Annotated in this window: 16 protein-coding genes, 1 rRNA gene and 1 other annotated feature; of the genes, 7 read left to right on the forward strand and 10 right to left on the reverse strand. The window is 67.0% G+C overall.

The features are described 5' to 3' along the window. The first annotated feature begins 123 nt into the window (after window positions 1-123). From GV068_RS06540 to GV068_RS06560, 5 genes are all read left to right on the forward strand, one after another. Window positions 124-1,650, forward strand: a complete 1,527-nt coding sequence (locus GV068_RS06540; protein ID WP_159696567.1) for a YifB family Mg chelatase-like AAA ATPase — start codon at window positions 124-126, stop codon at window positions 1,648-1,650. Between the two features lie 54 nt (window positions 1,651-1,704). Next, entirely contained in the window at window positions 1,705-2,193 is a 489-nt protein-coding gene (locus tag GV068_RS06545; protein WP_201303249.1) for a hypothetical protein, read from the forward strand. Then, window positions 2,190-2,927 (forward strand): ABC transporter ATP-binding protein, encoded by a 738-nt coding sequence (locus tag GV068_RS06550; protein ID WP_159696568.1) that lies wholly within the window; start codon window positions 2,190-2,192, stop codon window positions 2,925-2,927. Before GV068_RS06545 ends, GV068_RS06550 begins: the two co-directional genes overlap by 4 nt. After that, complete coding sequence (locus tag GV068_RS06555; RefSeq protein ID WP_159696569.1) at window positions 2,924-4,474, forward strand: hypothetical protein; 1,551 nt, start codon at window positions 2,924-2,926, stop codon at window positions 4,472-4,474. Before GV068_RS06550 ends, GV068_RS06555 begins: the two co-directional genes overlap by 4 nt. A gap of 76 nt (window positions 4,475-4,550) precedes the next feature. Next, entirely contained in the window at window positions 4,551-4,892 is a 342-nt protein-coding gene (locus GV068_RS06560; RefSeq protein ID WP_159696570.1) for a DUF1840 domain-containing protein, read from the forward strand. A 140-nt stretch (window positions 4,893-5,032) separates the two neighbouring features. Here the strand turns inward: GV068_RS06560 and rrf are convergent. Continuing rightward, window positions 5,033-5,145 (reverse strand): 5S ribosomal RNA (rrf, locus tag GV068_RS06565). Between the two features lie 152 nt (window positions 5,146-5,297). Beyond that, window positions 5,298-5,563 (reverse strand) — a sequence feature (23S ribosomal RNA rRNA prediction is too short). Between the two features lie 770 nt (window positions 5,564-6,333). Between rrf and GV068_RS06570 the strand changes: the two genes are divergently transcribed. Then, window positions 6,334-8,121 (forward strand): sigma-54-dependent Fis family transcriptional regulator, encoded by a 1,788-nt coding sequence (locus GV068_RS06570; protein ID WP_229463810.1) that lies wholly within the window; start codon window positions 6,334-6,336, stop codon window positions 8,119-8,121. A 2-nt stretch (window positions 8,122-8,123) separates the two neighbouring features. Here GV068_RS06570 and GV068_RS06575 read toward each other — a convergent pair whose 3' ends face one another. From GV068_RS06575 to GV068_RS06605, 7 genes are all read right to left on the reverse strand, one after another. Beyond that, the gene (locus GV068_RS06575; protein ID WP_159696571.1) at window positions 8,124-9,101 is read right to left on the reverse strand and encodes an FAD:protein FMN transferase; all 978 of its coding nucleotides are present in this window, start codon (window positions 9,099-9,101) and stop codon (window positions 8,124-8,126) included. Window positions 9,102-9,103: 2 nt separating this feature from the next. Beyond that, entirely contained in the window at window positions 9,104-11,173 is a 2,070-nt protein-coding gene (locus GV068_RS06580; RefSeq protein ID WP_159696572.1) for a 4Fe-4S binding protein, read from the reverse strand. A gap of 3 nt (window positions 11,174-11,176) precedes the next feature. Next, the gene (locus GV068_RS06585) at window positions 11,177-12,328 is read right to left on the reverse strand and encodes a porin (protein WP_159696573.1); all 1,152 of its coding nucleotides are present in this window, start codon (window positions 12,326-12,328) and stop codon (window positions 11,177-11,179) included. Between the two features lie 275 nt (window positions 12,329-12,603). After that, window positions 12,604-14,352: a PQQ-dependent methanol/ethanol family dehydrogenase gene (locus GV068_RS06590; RefSeq protein ID WP_373888408.1), complete on the reverse strand. Its 1,749-nt coding sequence runs from the start codon at window positions 14,350-14,352 to the stop codon at window positions 12,604-12,606. A gap of 10 nt (window positions 14,353-14,362) precedes the next feature. Continuing rightward, on the reverse strand, window positions 14,363-14,746 hold the full coding sequence (locus GV068_RS06595; protein ID WP_159696575.1) for a DUF779 domain-containing protein: 384 nt from the start codon (window positions 14,744-14,746) through the stop codon (window positions 14,363-14,365). Window positions 14,747-14,754: 8 nt separating this feature from the next. Beyond that, the gene (gene adh / locus GV068_RS06600; protein ID WP_159696576.1) at window positions 14,755-16,275 is read right to left on the reverse strand and encodes an aldehyde dehydrogenase; all 1,521 of its coding nucleotides are present in this window, start codon (window positions 16,273-16,275) and stop codon (window positions 14,755-14,757) included. 164 nt (window positions 16,276-16,439) lie between these two features. After that, the gene (locus tag GV068_RS06605; protein ID WP_159696577.1) at window positions 16,440-17,384 is read right to left on the reverse strand and encodes a beta-propeller fold lactonase family protein; all 945 of its coding nucleotides are present in this window, start codon (window positions 17,382-17,384) and stop codon (window positions 16,440-16,442) included. A gap of 173 nt (window positions 17,385-17,557) precedes the next feature. On the opposite strand from GV068_RS06605, the gene GV068_RS06610 reads away from it, so the two are divergent. Next, entirely contained in the window at window positions 17,558-19,690 is a 2,133-nt protein-coding gene (locus GV068_RS06610; protein WP_159696578.1) for a TonB-dependent receptor, read from the forward strand. A 10-nt stretch (window positions 19,691-19,700) separates the two neighbouring features. On the opposite strand, the gene GV068_RS06615 is transcribed toward GV068_RS06610, so the two are convergent. Both GV068_RS06615 and GV068_RS06620 read right to left on the reverse strand, forming a co-directional pair. Further along, window positions 19,701-21,956 carry a TonB-dependent receptor gene (locus tag GV068_RS06615; protein ID WP_159696579.1) on the reverse strand — a complete coding sequence of 752 codons (2,256 nt, stop codon included), beginning with the start codon at window positions 21,954-21,956 and terminating at the stop codon, window positions 19,701-19,703. Continuing rightward, a complete protein-coding gene (locus tag GV068_RS06620) occupies window positions 21,953-22,771 on the reverse strand; it encodes an ABC transporter substrate-binding protein (protein WP_159696580.1) in 819 nt (272 codons plus the stop codon). The genes GV068_RS06615 and GV068_RS06620 overlap by 4 nt, the downstream gene beginning before the upstream one ends. Window position 22,772 lies beyond the last annotated feature (1 nt).

Genomic DNA, 22,772 nt, shown 5'->3' on the forward strand with positions numbered 1-22,772 from the left:
AGGTGGCATGCGGCATCACCCAGACTGCATGAAAGCAAAGCTCCGTCCGCCTGTTCGCTCTCAAGGGCCGTCTATCGCGACGCCGTACGATAGGACGCTTTGACCTCCTGCAGGGAGCGAACGATGAGTCTGGCTGTCTTGAAAAGCCGCGCATTGGCGGGCATGCAAGCGCCCGCAGTGAACGTCGAAGTCCACCTTGCCAACGGGCTGCCGGGCATGACCATCGTCGGCCTGCCCGATGCCGAAGTGCGCGAGGCCAAGGACCGCGTGCGCGCCGCCTTGCAGAACTCCGGCTTCACTATCCCGCCGCGCCGCATCACGGTCAACCTGGCGCCGGCCGACCTGCCCAAGGAGTCGGGGCGCTTCGACCTGCCGATCGCGCTCGGCATCCTGGCGGCTTCGCAGCAGATCCCGGGCGAGGACCTGGAGCGCTACGAGTTCGCCGGCGAGCTGTCGCTGTCGGGCGAGCTGCGGCCGATCCGCGGCGCGCTGGCGATGACCTTCGCCATGCACCGCCATGGCGATGGAGAGCGCGGCGGCGCGCGCGCCTTCATCCTGCCGCTGGCGAATGCCGACGAGGCTTCCCTGGTGAGCGACGCCGCCATCTACCCGGCGCGCACGCTGCTCGAGGTGTGCGCCCACTTCGCTCGCGGTGCAGGCAATGCGCGGCTGGCGCGCCACCAGGGCCAGGCATTGCCGGCAGCGCTCGACTACCCGGACTTCGCCGAAGTGAAGGGCCAGCAAATGGCGAAGCGCGCGCTGGAGGTGGCGGCGGCCGGGACGCACTCGGTGCTCCTGATCGGGCCGCCCGGTGCGGGCAAGAGCATGCTGGCGGCGCGCTTTCCCGGCCTGCTGCCGCCGATGAGCGAAGACGAGGCGCTGGAATCGGCCGCGGTGCAGTCGATCGCCGGCAGCTTTTCGCCGCAGCGCTGGCGCCGCCGGCCGTTCCGCAGTCCGCACCATACGAGTTCCGGCGTGGCGCTGGTCGGCGGCGGCAACCTGCCGCGTCCCGGCGAAGTCTCGCTGGCCCACCATGGGGTGCTGTTCCTCGACGAGCTGCCGGAGTTCGACCGGCGCGTGCTCGAGGTCCTGCGCGAGCCGCTCGAATCGGGCCGCATCACGATCTCGCGCGCCGCCCACCAGGCCGACTTCCCGGCCAGATTCCAGCTGGTGGCGGCGATGAATCCTTGTCCCTGCGGCTGGCTCGGGCACGCGTCCGGCAAATGCCGCTGCACGCCGGAAGTCGCGCAGCGCTACCAGGACCGCATCTCCGGTCCGCTGCTCGACCGCATCGACATCCAGCTCACGGTGGCCGCCATGCCGGCCGAGAGCATCGGCGCCCAGGCCGATGGCGAAACCAGCGGCGCGATTGCCGAGCGCGTTTCGCGCGCCCACGCGCTGCAGCTGGCGCGCCAGGGCAAGCCGAACCAGCGCCTGGAGCCGCGCGAGATCGACCGCTACTGCCGTCCGGATGCGGCCGGCGAGCGCCTGCTGCGCGCGGCCATGCAGCAGTTGCACTGGTCGGCGCGCGCCTATCACCGTGTGCTCAAGGTGGCGCGCACGGTGGCCGACCTGGCGGACAGCGAGCAGGTGGCGGCCGAGCACATCGCCCAGGCGATCCAGTACCGGCGCGCGCTGCGCGAGCTCTGAACATGCGTGGCAGGTAGTGGTTGCGTTGCGTCCGCCTCCTGCTACCATCGTGGCATGCACATCCAACGACTCTTCTCCGCTTCCCTGGCAGCCCTGGTGCTGGCGGGCTGCTCGCCCACCTACAACTGGCGCGACTACACCAGCAGCGACGGCAGCTTCCGCGTGCTGTTCCCGGCCAAGCCCTCGAGCCACACCCGCCCCATCGACCTGGGCGGCATCAAGGTCGACATGACCATGACCGCGGCCGAGGTGGAAGGCACGACCTTCGCGGTGGGCACCGCCGTCGCGCCCGATGCGGCGATGGCCCAGGCCACCCTGCCCGCGATGCGCGCCGCGCTGCTGCGCAATATCGGGGCCAGCGCGCCTATTGGGGAGACGCTCGACGTCGACGCGGTCGGCAAGGGCAGTGGCGGCCCGGTGCGCCTGGTGGGGCGCTTCGTGGCCAAGGGCACGCGCATGTACCAGGTGATCGTGGTGGGCAAGCCGGGCGCCATGCCGCCCGAGCACACCGCCCAGTTCCTGACTTCCTTCGCGCCGCAATGACGACCGACTTCTCCCCTGCCCTGCGCACGACCGGCTTGCGCAAATCCTTCGGCCGCCCGGCGGTCGACGGCCTCGACCTGCTGGTGCGGCGCGGCGAACTGTACGCCCTGCTCGGCCCCAACGGCGCCGGCAAGACCACGACCCTGCGGATGGTGACCGGCCTGGTCGCGCCGGACGCCGGCCGCATCGAGGTGCTCGGCATCGACCTGGCGCAGGCGCCGCTCGAGGCCAAGCGCAAACTGGCCTACCTGCCGGACGATCCGATGTTGTACGGGAAGCTCAAGCCGACCGAGTACCTCGAGTTCGTGGCCGGGCTGTGGGGCGTCGATGCGGCCGCTGCCGAACCGCGTGCGCGCGAGCTGCTCGACTGGCTGGATTTGAGCCCGCACGCGCACGAACTCACCGAAGGTTTTTCGCGCGGGATGAAACAGAAACTGGCGCTGGCCGGCGCCCTGATCCACGACCCCGAGCTCCTGATCCTGGACGAGCCGCTGACCGGCCTCGATGCGGCCGCCGCGCGCCAGGTGAAGGACCTGCTGCTGTCGCACGTCGCCAAGGGCGGCACCGTCATCCTCACCACCCACATCCTGGAAGTGGCGGAGCGCCTGGCGCAGCGCATCGGCATCATCCAGCAGGGCCGCCTGATCGCGGAAGGCACGCTGGACGAGCTGCGCGAGCGCACCAGCGGCGCGAGCCTCGAAGACGTATTCCTGCAGCTGACCGCGCAGCCATGAGCGCCGTTCCCGGAAGCGTCCCTTGGCTGTTCCGGCACGAGCTGCGGCTGATGTGGTACGGCGCCGGCACCGGCAAGCCGGGCAAGGCGCAGCGCCGGCCCGGCACGGCGGGACTGGCCACCATCGCGCTCGGCTGGCTGGCCCTGCATGGGGTGGCCTGGTTCGTGGTGTCGCGCATCGCAGGCATCGACACGTCCGATCCGCGCATCGCGGTGGCGGTCACCGCCTTGCTCTTCGGCCTCATGACCCTGATGCTCTCCAGCGCGCTCAAGTCGAGCGTGATGGTGCTGTTCGAGCGCGGCGACCTCGATCTGCTGCTTTCCTCCCCCCTGCCCTCGCGCAGCATCTTCACCGTGCGTCTGGCCACGGTGGCCGTCGGGACGGTGGCGCCCTATCTGCTTTTCCTCGCGCCGTTCGCGCACATGGGCGCCCTGCTCGGCCATCCCGGCTGGCTGGCGGCTTACCCGGTGCTGCTGGGCTGCGCGACCGTGATCGCCTGCGCGGCGATACTGCTGACGCTCGGCCTGGTGCGGACCATCGGTGCGCGCCGCACGCGCGTCGTGGCACAGATCATCGGCGCGCTGGCCGGGGCCATGATCTTCATCCTGTCGCAGGTGTTCTCGCACTTCGCCTCCCGCATGGAAGCGCGGGCCATGCAGGCGTTCGCGCAGGCCTTCGCCTCGGACGGGCCGCTCGGCATGGGCAGCCCGGTGTGGCTGCCTGGCCGTGCGCTGCTGGGCGAACCGCTGCCGGTGCTGGGCGTCGTGGCGCTGGCCCTGGCCGCATTTGCCTTCACCGCGGGCCGCACACACCGCTTCTTCGTCCATGGGCTGCAGCAGGCCGCATCGTCGTCGCGGGCTGCGCGCCGGCCGGCGAAAGGGGTGCGCTACCGCTTCGGGCGCGGCCTGGTGGCGACCGTGCTGTTCAAGGAATGGCGGCTGATCCTGCGCGATCCGCACCTGATCTCGCAGGTAGCGCTGCAGCTGATCTACCTGCTGCCCTTGTTCTTCGTAATTTTCAAACGTGGCGAGCTGCGACTGACCATGCTCGGCGTCGGGCTTACCCTGCTGTGCAGTTCCCTCACGGCTTCGCTGGCCTGGATCGTGGTGTCGGCGGAAGATGCGCCCGATCTGCTGCGCATGTCGCCGGCGCCGCAGCGCACCGTCAGGCTGGCCAAGCTCGCCGCCGCTGTGCTGCCTTCGCTGGCAGTGGTGCTGGTGCCGCTGGCCTGGCTGCTGGTGCGCGATCCGCTCGCCGGCCTGGTGGTGGCCTGTTGTGTCACCGGCGCCGTGTGCACCGCGGCCTTGATCGTGCACTGGTGCGGGCGGCCAGGCTTGCGCAGCGACTTCCAGGCGCGCGGAAAGAGCGACGTCATGACCACGATCCTGGAACTGATCAACAGCCTGGCCTGGGGCGGCCTGGCGTGGGCGCTGTCGGCGCTGGTCGAAGCGACTTCCGACAAGCTGATTGTCGCGACTTCGTTCGCCGTCCTCGGCGTGGTGACGGTGCTCGGCTTTTCCTGGATGCTGCGTCGGCCACAGGCATGAGTGCGTGCGCGGGATGAACGTATTGCCAAGTCGTGTTATCGTTTAGTCACTAACAAATCAATCAATGGGCATAGCTATGCTGATTACATTCAAATGCAAATCGTACCCTGAGGTCCTGATGTACCAAGAGCATGCCAAGCGCATTCTCGACCTTCTGCACAAGGATACGGAACGCGGTGTCATCACCGCGGAAGAAGCACCGCGCGCGGTCGCGCTGCTCGAGGGCGAGATTGACGAGAGCCGCAAGCATCAGATCTCGGAACAGGTCGAGCGCGACGTCCATGCGCATCACGGAGAAACCGAAGACAACGAGCACGAGCCGATCGAGGTCGTCACTTTCTCGACGCGCGCCTATCCCCTGCTCGAAATGCTGCGTTCCGCCCGAGACCAGCATACCGATGTGCTCTGGGGCGTGTAAGCGCTTTATCATTCCTTACCAGCGGGGCTAAGGCCCCGCTTTTTATTTTCGGTCGCTGGACACGAGCTAGATTTGAATGCAAATGCACAAAAGCAAAAAGCCCGCTCAGAATTAACTGAGCGGGCTTTCGCATATAACTAGCCTGACGATAACCTACTTTCACACTGGTTGCAGCACTATCATCGGCGCAAAGTCGTTTCACGGTCCTGTTCGGGATGGGAAGGGGTGGGACCGACTTGCTATGGTCATCAGGCTTTGACTTGTCGTGAAACTTGACCACATGGTCAAACTTCACCAATCCGGAAGAAGTATCGTTTTTCTTATTCTTGGGGTAGCAGTATCAACAAACTGCAGCTGTATTCTTGACTTGATCTATAGCCTACCAAGGTTATAGGGACAAGCCGTACGGGCAATTAGTACTGGTTAGCTTAATGCATTACTGCACTTCCACACCCAGCCTATCAACGTCCTGGTCTCGAACGACCCTTCAAGGAGCTCAAGGCTCCGGGAAATCTCATCTCAAGGCAAGTTTCCCGCTTAGATGCTTTCAGCGGTTATCTCTTCCGAACTTAGCTACCCGGCAATGCCACTGGCGTGANGCCACTCGCCGCCAGGTTGCCCCGCGCTGCCGTTCGACTTGCATGTGTAAAGCATGCCGCCAGCGTTCAATCTGAGCCAGGATCAAACTCTTCAGTTCAATCTCTGTTTGTTGGCATTGCTGCCATCCGCATTTCTGCGGAGTCGCTCACTCAAGATACTGACCGTCATCCCATTGCTGGGACAACGCTTAATACTTTTGTGAACATTTGATAATTTAAGTAATCACTGACCGAAGTCAGTGGCACCTTCATCAAACGCCCACACTTATCGACTGTTGATTGTTAAAGATCGGTATTCTGTACTACCTTGCTGCACCGTGCGAAGCGTTGTGTTCGTCAGCAGCAGAGGAACGAGATTATGCAGTGTTTCGCTTAACTCGTCAACCCCTCGTTCGCTTCGATTCCAGATTTTTCTGTTGAGCTTGTTCGCGTAACCACTTGATTACGTTAACGTTTTTTTGCCCAAACCGAAGCGGACGCGAACTATAGCAAACATTTACGCTGTCTGGCAAGGCTGTTCCGTTGCCTTGCCGACCCTCTGGCATCACATTTGCATACGTTGTGCACCAGCCATTGTTAGCCGGGGCGACTCGGAGCTGAACCGTTGCCATTTTTGTTCTGTACTGACACAAGTGCTACATTATGGAACACCAGTTCCAGCACAAGAGTCCCGACACGGGGCCGAAAGGAGACATGGAATGATGCATCGAGACTCAACAGGGGAGTCAGTGGCGACGGCCTCCGTCCGAACCACGCACTGGGACAACGACGCGCAGGTCATTGAAACCTCGCATCTACGGTCGCAGGGATACGGGCTCTGTCCTGGCGCACGTCCGGACTTCATGCCCCTAGCACGCAGCGAGATGTCCTCTCTGCTGGAGCAGAATCACCTGCTGCACGCACATGCGCTCCCAGCGATGGAAACTCTCTACCAGCAGATCATCAACACGCACAACATGGTCTTGCTGACCGATGCGCAAGGCATCATCCTCCATTCCCTGGGCGACGCCGACTTCGTCGAAAAAGCCAACCGCGTGGCACTCGCTCTAGGTGTCGGCTGGTCCGAAGACCGCATGGGTACGAATGCGATCGGCACCGCCATTGCGGAACAAGCACCTTCGCTGGTGCACGCGGACCAGCACTATCTCGCGTCGAACCACTTCCTCACCTGCTCCGCGGCGCCCATCACCGACCACCAGGGCAAGGTGGTCGGCGTGCTCGACGTCAGCGGCGACCGCCGCAGCTACCACAAGCACACCATGGCCCTGGTGCGGATGTCGGCCTTGATGATCGAGAATCAGCTGTTCGCAGCCATGTTCGAACACGCGATCGTCCTGCGCTTCCATGCGCGCCCCGAATTCATCGGAACGCTGATGGAGGGGATCGTCGCCTTCAGCCAGGGCGGGCGCTTCCTCGCCGCCAACCGCAACGGCTTGTTCCAGCTCGGCCTTTCTTACCCGGCCTTGCAGACGCATACCTTCAGTTCGCTCTTCGGCCTTCCGATATCCGCCCTGTTCGACCACTACCGCACCGCCGCGCCCGGCCTGCTCGACCTGTGCATGCACAATGGCGTGCGCGTGCGCGGCCGCGCGGCGCTGCGCCTGAGCAGCGGCGTGCATGCGCTCACCCCGCCCGGCGAACCGGCGGTGCCGGCACAGGCGCCGTCCCGGCCGCGCCGACTGTCCGGCTTGCGCTACCTGAACACGGGCGACCCGCAACTGGAAAAGGTGATCGACAAGGTCAACCGGGTGCTGGGGCGCGACATCCCGATCCTGATAATGGGCGAGACCGGGACCGGCAAGGAGCTGCTGGCCCAAGCCATCCACAACGACTCGCCGCGCGCGATGGGGCCCTTCGTTGCCGTGAACTGCGCTTCGATCCCCGAGAGCCTGATCGAGTCCGAACTGTTCGGCTACGAAGAAGGCGCCTTTACCGGCGCGCGCAAGAAGGGCGCATCCGGCAAGATCCTGCAGGCGAACGGGGGTACCCTCTTCCTCGACGAGATCGGCGACATGCCGGTCAGCCTGCAGGCCCACCTGCTGCGCGTGCTGCAGGAACGCATGGTCACGCCGCTGGGCAGCGGCAAGTCGATCGCGGTGAACGTGGAGCTGATCTGCGCCACCAACCACAACCTGCGCGAGCGCATTGCCCAGGGACTGTTCCGCGAAGACCTCTATTACCGCCTCAACGGCCTGGTGGTCAAGCTGCCGCCCTTGCGTGAGCGCACCGACCTCGAAACCGTGGTCAAGAAGATCCTGTCGACCGAATCCGACGGCGGCCCCTATACGGTGTCGGATGAAGTGCTGCGCCTGTTCCGCCGCCACAAATGGCCGGGCAACTTCCGCCAGCTGACCAACCTGCTGCGCACCGCCGTCATCATGGCCGGCGAAGAACACGAAATCGAGTTGCGACACATGCCCGACGACTTCCTCGACGATATCGACGCGATGACGGAGCTGCCGGTCACTGATCCCGCACAGATGGTGGCGAGCGGCGCCAACCTTGAAGCAATGGAGCTGAGCGTCATCACCAAGTCGCTGGAGGCGAACGGCGGCAACGTGTCGGCCACGGCGCGCGCGCTCGGCGTGTCGCGCAACACCATCTACCGCAAGCTGCCGCATTTGAAATAGGGTCATGAGCGCGCCCCAGGAAAGCCGGACGAGCGCCAAGCGAGGCCGCGTTTGTCGATCGTGAGCAGGTCGACGCCCGGCATGCGCGCCGCCAGCGCATGCGCACGCCGCGCCCCCATCACCATGAAGGTGGTCGACAGGCCGTCCGCTTCCAGCGCGGTCGGCGCCAGCACGGTGACGCTGGACAGTTCAGGCGGCGACTCGCCGGTCGCGGGATCGAAGATGTGGTGTTGCCGCCGGTCCGCCGTGAACGCGGCTTCATAATCGCCCGAGGTCGCGACGCAGCGCCCGTCCGGGGCAAAGGCCGCGATGGTGCCGGCCGGCGCGCGCGGATCGGGCACGCCCAGCATCCACGGACGGTCTCCGGCATCACCGCTTACCGCGAACTCCCCCGTATCGAGCAATGCGTCCGTGACCCCATGGCGGTGCACCGCGCGCAAGGCCAGGTCGGCGGCGAAGCCTTGCGCCAGCCCGTTCAGGGTGATGCGCATGCCGGGCCGGCGTAGAACCACCCGATCGTGGTTGGCTTCCACGTCTTGCCAGCCGGCCAGCAGGCGGGCCCGCTCGCGCTCCTCAGGCATCGGCACGGCGCCGTGCTCGGCTGCCCGCGCACAGGTCTGCCACAGCGGCTGCACGGTGATGTCGAAGGCGCTGCGGGACAGCTGCGACAAGGCGCGCGCATGCCGCAACACTTCCAGCAGCTGCGGGTGCGGGCGCGGCAGCACGCCGTCGCGGTTCAGGCGGAACACCTCGCTGGCCGGATCGTAGATGCTCATCAGGCGATGCACCTGCGCGACGGCGCCCAAGGCAGCGTCGATCGCTTGCCTGGCGACGCCCTCGTCCGCGTGACGTACCGTTACCGAGACCGTGGTGCCGAACGCCAGCGCCGCGCCGCGGTGCAGCCGCCCGCTCGCCAGCGCCGCGCCCGGCAAGGTGAGGATCGATCCCAGTCCAATCGCGATGAAGCTTCGACGCTGCATGTTCATGCTCCCGTTACCGGCACGATGGGCACCGTGCGTGCGCGCTTGCGTTCGAGAATGCGTGGCGCGCACAGCGCATCGCTCTCGTAAATGACGACGCAGTCCAGGCACTGGAAGCATTCGTCGTACTCGACCTTGCCGCTCGGGGCGATGGCGTTGTAGGCGCAGCGGTGACGGCAGGTCTGGCAGGGCGTGCCGCACTCGGTCCGGCGCGCGATCCAGTCGAGCCTGCGCACCCGGCCCAGCAGTGCCAGCGCGGCGCCGAATGGACACAGGTAACGGCAGAAGAACTTGTAGAGCACCACGCTCAGCGCCAGCAGGCCCACGGCCCAGGCCACGTAAGGCCAGGAACGCACGAAACCCAGCGTGACGGCTGTCTTGAAGGGCTCGACCTCGACCAGTCGGTCGGCCAGCGCCGGATACAGGAGGGCGGCGGCGGCGATCGCCGCCAGCACCACGTATTTGATGCGCCTGAGCCAGCGGTCGACGCGGCGCCGCACCAGTATCTGGGGCAGGCGCAGCGCCCGGCCCAGTTGCCCCGTCAGTTCCTGCATCGCGCCGAACGGACACAACCAGCCGCAGAAGGTGCCGCGCCCCCACAGCAGCAGCGACACCAGCACGAAGCCCCAAAGCGCCAGCGACATCGGGTCGTACAGCAGGAAGCCCAGTCCCCTTCCCTCACGCAGCGCCTGCAGCACGCCGGTCAGGTTGACGATCGAGAGCTGGGCCTGGGCGTAATAGCCGATGAAGCCGATAGTGAACAGCAGCCAGATGCGGCGCGCCCATGCGAAGCGCCGGCCGTTGCGCGCCAGGCGCCGCGGCATCGCCAGCGCCACCGTCAGCAGGGCCAGCGCGAAGCCCAGCACCGCGAGTTGCGGCGCCCGGTTGCGCCAGCTGGCATGCCAGGCCGGCGTCTCCGGCTCCGGCCTGCTGTACAGGCGCTCCGGCAGAGCATAGCGCAGCGGAAGTTCGCGCGTAATGCGCTCCGGGTAGACGATGCCCTTGCTGCGCGTGAGCGGCAATGAGAAGTCGAGTGGACGCGACGGGTCGAGTCCGGCCTGGGCGATGACGCGCAGCGCCACGATTTCCGTCACCGGCAGCGGCTCGCGCAGGGACAACTCGAGGTTCAGGTCACGCATCTCGAGCGGCAGGCCGTCCTGGCGCAAGGCGATCCGCTGCGGCACGCTGCCGCGCACGAAATCCTCGGCCAGGATGCCGTGGCGGCCCGCGCTCATTACCAACAGCGCGTGGTCGCCCGCCTCCAGCCTGCCTGTCATGCGGCGCCAGCTTTTCTCGTCCAGCAGGTTACGGCCGACCGTCGGCACCGATCCCCATGCCAAAAACAGGTCGATGAAGGTGTCGTCCGGCCGCGCCAGCGCTTCCGGATCGAGGCCGACGCCTGCGCTGCCCGCGAACAGCCGTTCGGCTTCGCGGTTGGTGATCCGCACATGCTTGATCAGGCCGGCATCGCGCAGCGCGCGCAGCGACATCGGTTCGTAGACATCGTTGCGGATGTGCGCGATGTTGCCCGGATCGCGGCCCTGGGCGAATCCCAGCTTGGCCCGCGCCACCTTGAGCGCGGCCGAGAGCACGCTCTGGTTGACGATCCGCACCGAGGCGGTCGCCTTCGACACGCCGTCCAGCCGCACGCGTTCCGCGCCGGCCTGTCCGCCGACGTCGATGTTCTGCCCCAGCGAGACGCCCTTGTACTGGCCGACGAACTGGCGCAGCGGTTCTTCGCCCAGCCCGTCGAGGAACACCGGCTCGTGCTGCGACAGCACCGCCACGTCGATGAAGGTTCCCTTCGGATCGATCGCCACCAGCAGGTTCGGCGGCACGCCGGTGAAGCCGGGCACCGGCGCCAGGTCAACCGATTCGAAGACATAGCCTACCAGCTCAGTCGCCGTGGCGTTCTGCTTGAACAGCGGCCAGGCCGGCACCTCCGACGCCTTGTCGCCCACCATCAGCGGCGCCGGGAAGCGGCGCGCCAGCTCCTGTTTCGTGAGCGTGCCGGCGCCGGCCGCACCGGCGGCCAGGAGCAGCAGCAGAACGAGGAGCCTGAGGGCGCGCATGGGTCAGAAGAAGATGATGCCGCCCAGCGAGACGCCGTTCATCTTGCCTTCCGCGCCGACGAAGGCTTTGGAGCGGGTCTGGCTCGCTTCCGCCACCAGCGTGATCGCACTGTTGAGCGCATAGTAAGCGCCGACGGTCAGGTTGGCGTTCGACTTCAGGCCGCCGGTGCCGGGCGCGGCCGCGTTGTTGCGGCTTTGACCGTAGCTGACGCCGAGCTTCAGGGCGTCGCTGGTCTTGAAGGTGGCCTGGGCCAGGTAGTGGGTGCTGCGCACGTCGCCCTGGTCGCCGTCGGACAGGATGCCGAGGCCCTTGCCGCGCTGCGCGTTCACCAGGAAGCCGGCTGGTCCGGCCTGCAGCGATGCACCGATTTCCACGGCGCGCATCGACAGGTCCGGGAGGTTGGCGGCCACCGAGTCGAAACGCTGGCCCTTGGCGCCGATCCAGGCCTTGAAGCCGCCCTGGCCCATGCGCAGCTGCGCCTGCACCTGCGGGGTCGAGGTCGACGAGTAGGCCGCGCCGGCGATCACCGGCGTGTCCGCGACCGGGCTCATGAAGCCGATGTCGACGCCGAAGCCGCTGCCGGATGCCGGGGTGCTGTAAGCGATCTGGCCATAGGTGCCGAGGTAGGCGTAGCCGGCGCCGATGTGGCCGAGCGTGACGCGGCCGCGCTGGGTCGCCTGCACCGGTGCGCCGGCGCCGACCAGGGTCATGTCGCCGAGGATGGCGTTGCTGCCGAAGATGCCGTAGTCGCGTCCCAGCTTGAAGGCGCCCAGGTCGGCGCGGCCGACAGTGAAGAAGGCCTGGCGCACGTCCACCGTGCTGTTCTGCGCGATCGCGCTGTCGGTGGCGGTGGCGGCATAGATGCCGACCAGCGCCTTGACATCGAAGCCGCCCTGGTTCGAGGAAGCCCCTGCCGTCAGCGCATTCGGCAGCAGGCCGTTGCCGATGGTGGTGCGGCGGTCGTCGCCGCCGCAGCCCAGGGCGCGCCCGCCCAGCGCCAGTCCGCCCGGCTGTCCGCCGCTGCAGTCGACGACGGTGGCGTAGGCGTTGACGATGCCGCCGACGGACACGGTCCAGTCGCCGGCCTTGATGTCGACGGCCAGCGCGGGCTGGGCGCAAGCCGCCAGCGCGGCCAGGGTACAAATCTTTTTCATGAGGTCTCCTAGCATTCTTCTTGTGGGGTTGAGCGCATCGGGCGATGCACCCAACTACGATGGCAAGGAGCGTGCCTGCCCTTTAACCCAGTGAATACAAGGGTTTTCAGCCCCAGGCTGATCCGTATCGGATCAATTGCGTTGCCCGCTGTCCTGTTTTTGATCGACCGCCCGGTACCGGCAGCGCATCGGCAAAAAAAAGCTGGCGGCCGAAGCCGCCAGCAAACATGGCACGGCTGCGCAGCCGACCGACTGCGCACCGTCCCTCACAAGCTTCAGCCTTTGCTGGGCAGCTTGAACACCCATACCGAGCCGCCCTGCTCCAGGAAGTTGACCTTCTTCGCGACTTCGCCACCCCACAGCGGCACCGCGCCGCCCCAGCCCGAAACCACCGCGACGTACTGCGTGCCGCCGTCTTCCCAGGTGACCGGCGGCGCCACCACGCCGGAACCGGTCTGGAACTTCCACAGTTCCTTGCCGGTCTTGGCGTCGAGCGCCTTCAGGAAGCCTTCCGGCGTGCCGTAGAAGACCAGGCCGCCGGCAGTCGTCATCACCCCGCCCCACAGCGGCGCGTTGTTCTTCACTTCCCACACGATCTTGCCGCTCTTCGGATCGATGGCGCGTAGCGCGCCGATGTAGTCGTCGAACAGTGGCTTGATGGTGAAGCCCGCGCCGAGGAAGGCGCCGCCCTTCTTGTACGAGATCGGCTCATTCCAGATGTCCATGCCCCACTCGTTGGCGGGTACGTAGAACAGGCCGGTCTGCTGGCTGTAGGCCATCGGCATCTGGTTCTTCGCGCCCAGGAAGGCTGGCGCCGCGAACACGGTCGTGCCCTTCTGGCCATCCTTGCCTTTGGTCGGGTCGCTCGGACGATTGGCCGGAATGAAGTTGGGACGGCCGGTCTTCAGGTCGACGCCGCTGGCCCAGGTGATCTTGCGCACGAAGGGGAAGGCGTTCTGCAGCTTGCCGTCCTTGGCGTCGATCACGTAGAAGAAGCCGTTGCGGTCGGCCTTGCCGCCATAGCGCTTGCCGTTCATGTCGAAGGTGACGAACTCGTTGGCGCCGTCGAAGTCCCAGGAGTCGTTGGGCGTATTCTGGTATGCCCACTTGATCTGGCCGGTCTTCACGTCCAGCGCCACCGTGGACGAGGAATACAGGTTGTCGCCCGGGCGCAGGTGGCTGTTCCAGGGCGCCGGGTTGCCGGTGCCGAAGTAGGCCAGCCCGGTGCTGGCGTCGTAGGTGCCGCCCATCCAGGTGGAGGCGCCGCCGGTCTTCCACAGCTCGCCCGGCCAGGTCTTGTTGACCGTGCCGCTGACGCCGGCGTCGATCGCCTTGCCGTCCTTGTCGTAGCGGTAGCCCATGTGGCCTTCCACGGTCGGGCGCATCCACAGCAGCTCGCCGGTGAGCGGGTTGCGCGCCTCGACCCGGCCGACCACGCCGAACTCGCCGCCCGACACGCCGGTGAGCAGCATGCCGTTGGCGATCAGGGGCGCGGCCGTCATCGAGTAGCCGGCCGCGTAGTCGTCGACCTTCTCTTTCCACACCACCTTACCGGTGTTCTGGTCCAGCGCCACCAGCTGGGCGTCGAGGGTGCCGAAGATGACCAGGTTGCCGTACAGGGCGGCACCGCGGTTGACCACGTCGCAGCAGGGCATGATCCCGTCCGGCAGGCGGTGCTCGTACTTCCACAGCTTGCTGCCGGTCTTGAGGTCGATCGCGAAGATGCGCGAGTACGAGCCGGTCACGAACATCTTGCCGTTGTGGATGAGGGGCTGGGATTCCTGTCCGCGCTGCTTTTCGCCGCCGAACGAGAACGACCAGGCCGGCACCAGGCGCGCCACAGTGCTGGTGTTGATCTGGGTGAGTTTCGAATAGCGCTGGCCGTTGGTGCCCATGCCGAACGACAGGACGCTCTTCTCGTCCTTGGCGTCGTTGTCGATCATCGCGGTGGTCACGTCGGCGGCATGCGCCGCTCCGGCAGCCAGCAGCGCTGCCATCACCATCAGGTTGTTCTTCATTGTCATCTCCTTGTTGTTATCGTTGGTGTAACGGCTGCTCGCGCAGCAGCGCGCATTCCTCGTCTGTAAACAGGCGCGAACGCGTCAGAAAGCGGCGGCCGGTCCCGTTATCGAGCGAGAACATGCCGCCGTTGCCCTCGACCACATCGATCAGCAGCTGCGTGTGCTCCCAGTAGCCGAACTGCTCCAGTCCCATGTAGAACGGGGTGCCATCCAGGTTACCCAGGTAGACATCGCTGTCGCTGAGATTGAACTCCCCTGCCTGGAAGCACATCGGTGCGCTGCCGTCGCAGCAGCCACCGGACTGAAAGAACATCAGCGGTCCATGCCGGTCCCGCAGCTCGCCGATGAAAGCCAGCGCCGCCGGGGTGGCGCACACGCGGTCGATCGAGGTGGTCATGGCGCGTCCTAGAAGAAGCCCAGGGCGTTCGGGCTGTAGCTGACCAGGAGGTTCTTGGTCTGCTGGTAGTGGTCGAGCATCATCTTGTGGTTCTCGCGTCCGATGCCCGACTGCTTGTAGCCGCCGAAGGCCGCGTGGGCCGGATACAGGTGGTAGCAGTTGGTCCACACGCGGCCGGCCTGGATCGCGCGGCCGACGCGGAAGGCGCGCGAGCTGTCGCGCGTCCACAGGCCGGCGCCGAGGCCGTACAGGGTGTCGTTGGCGATGCGCAGCGCGTCTTCCTCGTCCTTGAAGGTGGTCACGGACACGACCGGCCCGAAGATCTCTTCCTGGAAGATGCGCATGCTGTTTTCACCCTTGAACACGGTCGGACGCACGTAGTAGCCGCCGGCGAGGTCGCCTTCCTGGTTGTTGCGTTCGCCGCCGGCCAGCACCTGGGCGCCTTCCTGGCGGCCGATGTCGAGGTAGGACAGGATCTTTTCCAGCTGCTCCTGCGAGGCCTGGGCGCCGATCATGGTCGAGGCGTCGAGCGGATTGCCCTGCTTGATCGCGGCCACGCGCTTAACCGCGCGCTCGATGAAGGCGTCATAGATCGATTCCTGCACCAGCACGCGCGAGGGGCAGGTGCAGACCTCGCCCTGGTTCAGCGCGAACATGGCGAAGCCTTCCAGGCACTTGTCGAAGAAGGCGTCGTCGGCATCCATCACGTCGGCGAAGAAGATGTTGGGCGACTTGCCACCCAGTTCCAGGGTCACCGGGATCAGGTTCTGCGCCGCATACTGCATGATCAGGCGGCCGGTGCCGGTTTCGCCGGTGAAGGCGATCTTGGCGATGCGCTTGCTCGAGGCCAGCGGCTTGCCGGCTTCCAGGCCGAAGCCGTTGACCACGTTGACCACGCCCGGCGGCAGCAGGTCGCCGATCAGCTCCATCAGGACCATGATCGAGGCCGGGGTCTGCTCGGCCGGTTTCAGCACCACGCAGTTGCCGGCGGCCAGGGCCGGGGCCAGCTTCCACACCGCCATCAGGATCGGGAAGTTCCAGGGGATGATCTGGCCGACCACGCCCAACGGCTCGTGGAAGTGGTAGGCATAGGTCTCGTGGTCGATCGGGGCGATCGAGCCTTCCTGGGCGCGGATGCAGCCGGCGAAGTAGCGGAAGTGGTCGATCGCCAGCGGGATGTCGGCCGCCATGGTCTCGCGGATCGGCTTGCCGTTGTCGATGGTCTCGGCCGTCGCGATCAGGTTCAGATTCTGCTCGATGCGGTCGGCGATGCGGTTCAGGATGTTGGCGCGTTCGGCCGGCGAGGTCTTGCCCCAGGCGTCCTTGGCGGCGTGGGCGGCGTCCAGCGCCACCTCGACGTCCTCGGCGGTGGAACGCGCCACCTCGCAGAAGGGCTGGCCGGTGATCGGGGTCACGTTGGCGAAATACTCGCCCTTGGCCGGGGCGACGAAGCGGCCGCCGATGTAGTTGTCGTAGCGCTGCTTGAAGGGGTTGGCGACGCCGAGCTTGCTGATGTCCGCGAGATTCATGTCATCCTCTATGTTGTGTTGATGGTCCGTTGGTGGCAACGGTGTGTGTGGCACCCGGTTTGATTCGCAAGGGTCGTGCCAGCTCCCCTGTTCCTTCTGTAGCGGGCCGCCCGCCCCTTGAGGCGGCGGCCGTTTCTGGTACACCTGTTCCAAACTTGAACAGCTCAGCGGATCAGCACACCCCAGGGCAGCTGGCCGACCGCAATGTCGGCCAGCTTGCGCGCGGTGGCGGTATCGATCACCGAGACGCTGTCGGAACGGCCGTTGGCGACGTACAGGCGGGCCCCGTCCGGCGTCACGGCCATGTTCCAGGGCCGCTTGCCGACCGCGATGGTGGCGCTCACCTGGTTGGTGGCGGTGTCGATCACCGTCACCGTGCCGTCGATGCCGTTCGAGGCGTAGACCTGACGCCCGCTCGGGTGGACGGCGATGCCGGCGGTGTTCTTCCCGGACGGGATCGCCGCCAGGGTGCGGCGCGCCGCCATGTCGATCACGTAGACCGCGTTGGCCAGTTCGCAGGCCACGTAGGCGCGGCTGCCGTCGGGACTGAAGCCGATGCCGCGCGGGCGCAGGCCGACGGCGATCGAACCCACCTGTTTGCGCTGGGCGACGTCGATCACGTCGACCTGTTCCGCATCCTCGGCGCTCACCAGCAGCCAGCGCCCGTCGGGGCTGAACACGGCGTGTTCCGGATTCTTTCCCTCCACCTTGATGTCGGCCACGATGGCCCTGGTGGTGGCGTCGACCAAAGTGACGCTGTGGCTCTCTTCCACCGCGACCGCCACGTAGCGGCCGTCGTTCGATGCGCTGACGCCCTCGGGCGACTTGCCGAGGGCGATCGTGGCCAGCGTCGTGCCGGCCGCGGCATCCAGCGCCAGCAGCGCGCTGGCGGCGGCATCGGTGACGAACAGGATGCGGCCGGCGGGATCGGCCGCGATGCCGCGCGGACGCTTGCCGGCGGCGATATCGCGCACCACGGCGCCGCTGGCGGTGTCGATCACGCTGACGGTGGCGGACTTCTCGTTGGGGACATAGGCCAGCGGCGCCGCCGCGGCATGGGAAGTGAACAAGGCCGCGGCCAGGGCCAGGGACAGGCGGGAAAAATGCATGGTCGACCTTTCGAATGGGGCGCAAACAGTGCGCGGTAACGGTCTAAATGCAAGCACCGTGCCACTGAGGTGACGACTTGGGTGCGCACGCGTTTTCGGGCTGGCAGGTATATTGCTTATTGGGATAGCACGGCCGCCCGCGAGAGGCGTGCTATCGAACGAATGGAGACCTGATGAAGCAACCCGCGTATGTATTCCGTCGCCGCGCCATCGCCGCCGTGTGCGCCTGCTGGCCCCTGTACGCCGCCGCCGACACCCCTGACGAGGCGCCACGCGGCCCGATGAGCGTCGTGGTGGTCACCGGCGCCCGCGCCGACCACCTGAGTTTCGACCTGCCGGCGGCCATCGACGTGGTGGATGCCTCCCAGATCCGCGACACCCAGCCGCGCGTCAACGCCTCCGAGGCGCTGGCGGCGGTGCCGGGCCTGGTCGCGCGCGACCGCCAGAACTATGCGCAGGACCTGCAGATTTCCTCGCGCGGCTTCGGCGCGCGCTCGGCCTTCGGCGTGCGCGGCGTGCGCCTGGTGGCGGACGGCATTCCGGCTACCATGCCCGACGGCCAGGGACAGGCCGCCACCTTCAACCTCGACATGGCCGAGCGCATCGAAGTGCTGCGCGGCCCCTTCTCCGCCCTGTACGGCAACCACTCGGGCGGCGTGGTCCAGCTGTTTACGCGCAACCCGAAAGGTCCGCCGGCGGTGGAGAGCGGCTTCGCGGCCGGCAGCGACGGCCTGCGCAAGCTCGACGTCAACGCCCAGGGCCGCAGCGGCGCCTTCGGCTACCTGCTGGACGCCTCGCGCTTCGAGACCGACGGCTACCGCGACCACAGCGCCGCCACCCGCGACCAGGCCTATGCCAAGCTGACGGTCGACACCTCGGCCACCAGCCGCCTGGTGATCACGGCCAGCGGCCTGCGCCAGGACGATACCCAGGATCCGCTCGGCGTCACCTGGGCGACCTACCAGCGCGACCCGCGTGCCGGCGAGATCGACACCACCGACACCCAGTCGCCCCCGCGCACCCTGGCCGAGCGCTACAACACCCGCAAGAGCATCGACCACCAGCAGCTCGGCGTCAGCTGGGAAGGCCGCTTCGGACCGGACCGGCTGCAGCTGACCGCCTGGGGCGGCAACCGCCGCGTGATCCAGTACCAGGCTTTCTCGCGCGCCTTCCAGGCCCCGCCGACGCATTCGGGCGGCGTGGTCGACTTCGACCGCGATTTCCACGGCATCGACGCCAACTGGCGCATGGTGCGCGACCTCGCCGGCGGTAGCCTGCGCGCCACCGTCGGTTTCGAGCTGGCGCGCTCGGTTGACGCGCGCCAGGGTTTCGAGAATTTCGTCGGCAACGATTTCGGCCTGAAGGGCAGGCTGCGCCGCGACGAGCAGGACGAGGTGCGCAGCGCCGACCCCTATGCCCAGCTGGAGTGGGAGCGCGGCCAATGGGTGCTTGCCGGCGGCCTGCGCCGCAGCCGGGTGAGCTTCGACGTCACCGACCACTATCTCGCCAACGGCAACGACAGCGGCAGCGTCGACTACCGCCACACGACGCCGCTGGTGGGGGTGCTATACAAGGTGTCGCCTTCGCTGAACCTGTATGCCAGCGCGGCGCGCGGCTTCGAGACGCCGACCCTGAACGAACTGTTCTACTCCGGCACCGGCGCCGGTTTCAACTTCCGCCTGTCGCCGGCGATCGGCACCCACCTGGAGGCGGGCGTGAAGGCCATGCTCGCCCCCGGTGTCCGCATGAACGCCGCGCTGTTCCAGGTCCGGACCAGTGACGAGCTGGTGGTGGACAGTTCCGCCGGCGGACGCACCAGCTACCGCAATGCCAGCGCCACCCTGCGCCAGGGCGGCGAACTGTCGCTCGACGCCGAGTTCGGCGGCGGCTGGAATGCGAAGCTGGCGCTGAGCGTGCTGCGCGCCATCTATGACGAAGGTTTCGGCACGGTGGCGGAAGGCAGCCGCCTGCCGGGCATCCCGAAGACCAGCCTGTACGGTGAATTCGGCTGGAAGGAAACCTCGGGTCGCTATGGCGCGGCGCTGGAGACGGTCGCCAACGGCCGCGTGTATGCGGACGATGCCAACACGGCAATTCCGGCACCGGGCTATGCGATCGTCAATGCGCGGGTGCAGGCCAGCCAGCAGCTGGGCGGATGGCGCTTGAAGCAGTTCGCGCGCCTGAACAACCTGTTCGACCGCACCTATGTCGGTTCGGTGATCGTGGGCGACACCAACCGCCGCTTTTACGAGGCGGCGCCGGGCCGCAACTGGATACTGGGCGTCAGCGCCCAATATCAGTTCTAGAAGCGCGCTTTTAAAACCGGTATCGGAGCCCGGCCGCCACGGTACGCGGCGCGCCGGGCGCCACGAAGCGCGTGATCGCCGGCTCGGCGAGCGCCAGGTGCGGCTGCAGCAGGCGGCCGCCGGGGAACAGGTCGACCGCCAGCGCGCCGAAGCTCGCATGGCGCCGGTCCAGGGCGTTTCCGATGCGGGCGAACAGCTGCCAGCCGGGCGCCGGGGTCCAGCTGGCGTGCAGGTCGAGCAACCCGTGCCCGGCGACGCCCCAGTCGGCGAACGCATCGCCGTCATCGTCGATCAGCCCATCCTCGTTGCCCTGGCTCGCGATGCGTGACAGCGCCCGCAACTCGGCGCCCAGCACCAGGTTCGGATGTGCTTCCCAGTCGAGGTTCAGTTTCAGGGTATGGCGCGGCAGCCCCGCGATGCGGGTGCCGTCGTCGACCCGGACCGAACGGGCGCCCGTGAACAGCACGCCAGCCGCGCCGTAGCGGGCGTCGAGAAAGCTGTAGTCGGCCTTCATGAACAACCCGCCCTTGCGGAAGCTCCAGTTCAGCTCCGCGCCGCGGTGCACGGTACGTGCGAAATTCGAAAAATACCCGGCCCGGGTGGCGCCGGCGCGGCCGAACAGGATGTCGTCGCGGTTCACGGTATGGAACACGGTGGCGCCGACACCCTTGCCCCGCACGCCCGCTTCCACGGTGCGCGACACCACCTGCCTCAGATAGGGATCGGACTGCAGGCCCACCGGCAGGCGGCATGGTTCGGCCGGGTCGGCGCAACCGAGTTCGATCACGGTCGGCACGCGGTTGCTCTGCGCAGCGTTGGCGAACCAGGTCAGGCCGCCGCGCGCATGGGCGATGCCCAGCGCGGGATTCAGGCGCGTATAGGTGAAGGATTCGTGCGGCTTCGGGCCGTCCTCGGTCACCAGCGTGTTGGCGATGCGCGCGCGGTTGAAGCGTGCCGACATGGTCAGGTCGGTGCCGCGCCCGATGCGCAGCATGGCCGCCGCATAGGCACTGGCGGCGCGCGCGCTGCCGCTGACCGAGGATGCCGGCTCCGTTTCCTCGCCTGGGTCGGCTTCGACCCCACGCGAGGACGTGAACAACGCTTCCTGCTCGAACTGGGCGAAATGCACGCGGCTGCGGTCGGCGGTGAGGCCGACATCGAAGGCATGTGACTCGATCTTCCGGTGCAGGTTCAGGCTGGCGCCGCTGCCGCGCTGGCGGGTCGAGGTGGTGTTCAGGCTGGCCGGATGCAGCTGCCGCCCGCCCGCGCATTCGTCGTCGTCGGCGTTCCCCGCGCAGTCTTCGACGTAGTCCGCGTAGACGTCGGCGACATCGCCGCCCACGGTGTCGCGCCGGCTGTCGCGCAGGTAGGCCGAGGCCTGGAGTTCGGTGTCCGGCCGCGGGCGATGGGTCAGCCGCAGCGCCGCCTGCACTACCTGGTTGGCGCTGCGGTCCGGATGGGTATAGACCGCGCGGCGGTCTTCCGCGAGCAAAGCTTCCGGGACCAGGCCGTTGCCGAGCAGACGGCTGCGGCCGCCGGTCAGGGTGGCGCTCCAGTCGGTGGCCACGCCCTTGCGACCGAGCTTGACCAGGGCGTTGGTCAGGTGGCCGGCCGAATGGCGGCGCCAGCCGTCTTCCTCGAACAGGGTCGCGGCGACGAAGCGATGCCAGCCATTTTCATGCGCGCCATGGGCTAGGTCGAGACGGCGGCGTCCATGCGAGCCGACGTTGAGGGCCAGCTCGGAACCGGGATCCTCCAAGCCGGAGCGGGTTTCGAGCGCGATTGCGCCGCCCAGCGTATTCAGGCCGTACAGGGGATTCGAGCCGGGCACCAGCGCCACCCTTGCCAGCGCCGCCTCGGGCACCATGTCCCAGTTGACCACGTCGCCGAAGCTTTCATTAATTCGCACGCCGTCCAGGTAGACCGACAGGCCCTGCGAGGTGCCGAGCAGGGGCGAGGCGCGAGAGCCGCGGTAGTTCAAGTCGACCTGGAAGGGACTGCCGTTGATCTCGTTGACGGTCACGCCGTTCAGCTTGCGCTTCATGGTCTCGACCAGGTTGCCGCCCTTCGCATCGCGCAGCGCCTCGCGGTCGAGCACCTGCAGCGCATACGGCAGCCGGTCAGCCGCGATGGCGGCGTCCGAAAAGGGCGACACGCCGACGATCTCGACCTTTGCCGGCGCGCCCTCATCAAGCGGCACCGCCGCGCCCTGGGCCGCCAGCAGCAGGCCAGCCGCGCCGACCCAGCGGTTGCGGCCCCCCTTCACGGCTTCGCTACCTGGACGCCGTGCTTTGCGAACAGGACCGACAGCTCTCCGCTGGCCGACATCTCGTTCAGCGCAGCCTGCAGGCGGCGCGCCAGTTCTTCGTCACTCTTGCGCACCGCCATCCCCACCGCCCAGCCGGCGCGCGGCATGCGCTGGAAGTTCAGGTCCTCTAGCGGGAAGGCCGGGTCGCCACGCATGGCAGCCTCGATCTCGGACCGCTTGGCCAGCACCGCATCCAGCTTGCCTTCCTTGAGCGCCGCCAGCGCCTCCCCGGCGCTCGGGTAGATGTGGACATGGTCACGGAAACGCCCCTCCCCTTCCCCCAGCATCAGCATGCCGGAGATCGACACCTTCTCGACACCGATGCGCTTGCCGCCCAGGGAGCCGAGCCCCTCGAACTGCGGGATGCTCTGCGCGCTGCGCACCAGCCGCAGGGTCTCCACGTAGTAGGGTGCGAAGATGCGCACTTGCGGATTATCGTTCATGAGCCGGTTGTCGACCGGGACGTGCATCATCAGGTCGGCCGGCCCGTAGCCGAGGTAATGCCCCTTCCAGACCATGTTGCGCAGGTCGTCGGCGACTTCCTCGTCGGCCGGGAAGGGCATCAGGCTGAGCTTCAGGCCCAGCTTCGCTGCCAGCGCCTGCGCCAGGTCGACGTCGATGCCGGCGCCCTTGTCCGAGAACGGCGCAAATTCGTTGTACACAGCCACCTTGAGGGTACCGGTCTCGCGCAGCTTGTCCCAGTCCGCCCATACGGGGGCGGCCATGGACAGGCCAAGGGCGGCGCAAGCCAGCACAAAGCGACGTCGGTTCATG

This window comes from Massilia sp. 9I (genome assembly GCF_902506415.1).
Lineage (GTDB): Bacteria > Pseudomonadota > Gammaproteobacteria > Burkholderiales > Burkholderiaceae_D > Telluria.

Bases quoted from the DNA above. Each gene is read 5' to 3' on its own strand.
- GV068_RS06540 (WP_159696567.1), top strand. From the start codon at position 124: ATGAGTCTGGCTGTCTTGAAAAGCCGCGCATTGGCGGGCATGCAAGCG.
- GV068_RS06545 (WP_201303249.1), top strand. From the start codon at position 1,705: ATGCACATCCAACGACTCTTCTCCGCTTCCCTGGCAGCCCTGGTGCTG.
- GV068_RS06550 (WP_159696568.1), top strand. From the start codon at position 2,190: ATGACGACCGACTTCTCCCCTGCCCTGCGCACGACCGGCTTGCGCAAA.
- GV068_RS06555 (WP_159696569.1), top strand. From the start codon at position 2,924: ATGAGCGCCGTTCCCGGAAGCGTCCCTTGGCTGTTCCGGCACGAGCTG.
- GV068_RS06560 (WP_159696570.1), top strand. From the start codon at position 4,551: ATGCTGATTACATTCAAATGCAAATCGTACCCTGAGGTCCTGATGTAC.
- GV068_RS06570 (WP_229463810.1), top strand. From the start codon at position 6,334: ATGCCCCTAGCACGCAGCGAGATGTCCTCTCTGCTGGAGCAGAATCAC.
- GV068_RS06575 (WP_159696571.1), bottom strand. From the start codon at position 9,101: ATGCAGCGTCGAAGCTTCATCGCGATTGGACTGGGATCGATCCTCACC.
- GV068_RS06580 (WP_159696572.1), bottom strand. From the start codon at position 11,173: ATGCGCGCCCTCAGGCTCCTCGTTCTGCTGCTGCTCCTGGCCGCCGGT.
- GV068_RS06585 (WP_159696573.1), bottom strand. From the start codon at position 12,328: ATGAAAAAGATTTGTACCCTGGCCGCGCTGGCGGCTTGCGCCCAGCCC.
- GV068_RS06590 (WP_373888408.1), bottom strand. From the start codon at position 14,352: ATGACAATGAAGAACAACCTGATGGTGATGGCAGCGCTGCTGGCTGCC.
- GV068_RS06595 (WP_159696575.1), bottom strand. From the start codon at position 14,746: ATGACCACCTCGATCGACCGCGTGTGCGCCACCCCGGCGGCGCTGGCT.
- adh (WP_159696576.1), bottom strand. From the start codon at position 16,275: ATGAATCTCGCGGACATCAGCAAGCTCGGCGTCGCCAACCCCTTCAAG.
- GV068_RS06605 (WP_159696577.1), bottom strand. From the start codon at position 17,384: ATGCATTTTTCCCGCCTGTCCCTGGCCCTGGCCGCGGCCTTGTTCACT.
- GV068_RS06610 (WP_159696578.1), top strand. From the start codon at position 17,558: ATGAAGCAACCCGCGTATGTATTCCGTCGCCGCGCCATCGCCGCCGTG.
- GV068_RS06620 (WP_159696580.1), bottom strand. From the start codon at position 22,771: ATGAACCGACGTCGCTTTGTGCTGGCTTGCGCCGCCCTTGGCCTGTCC.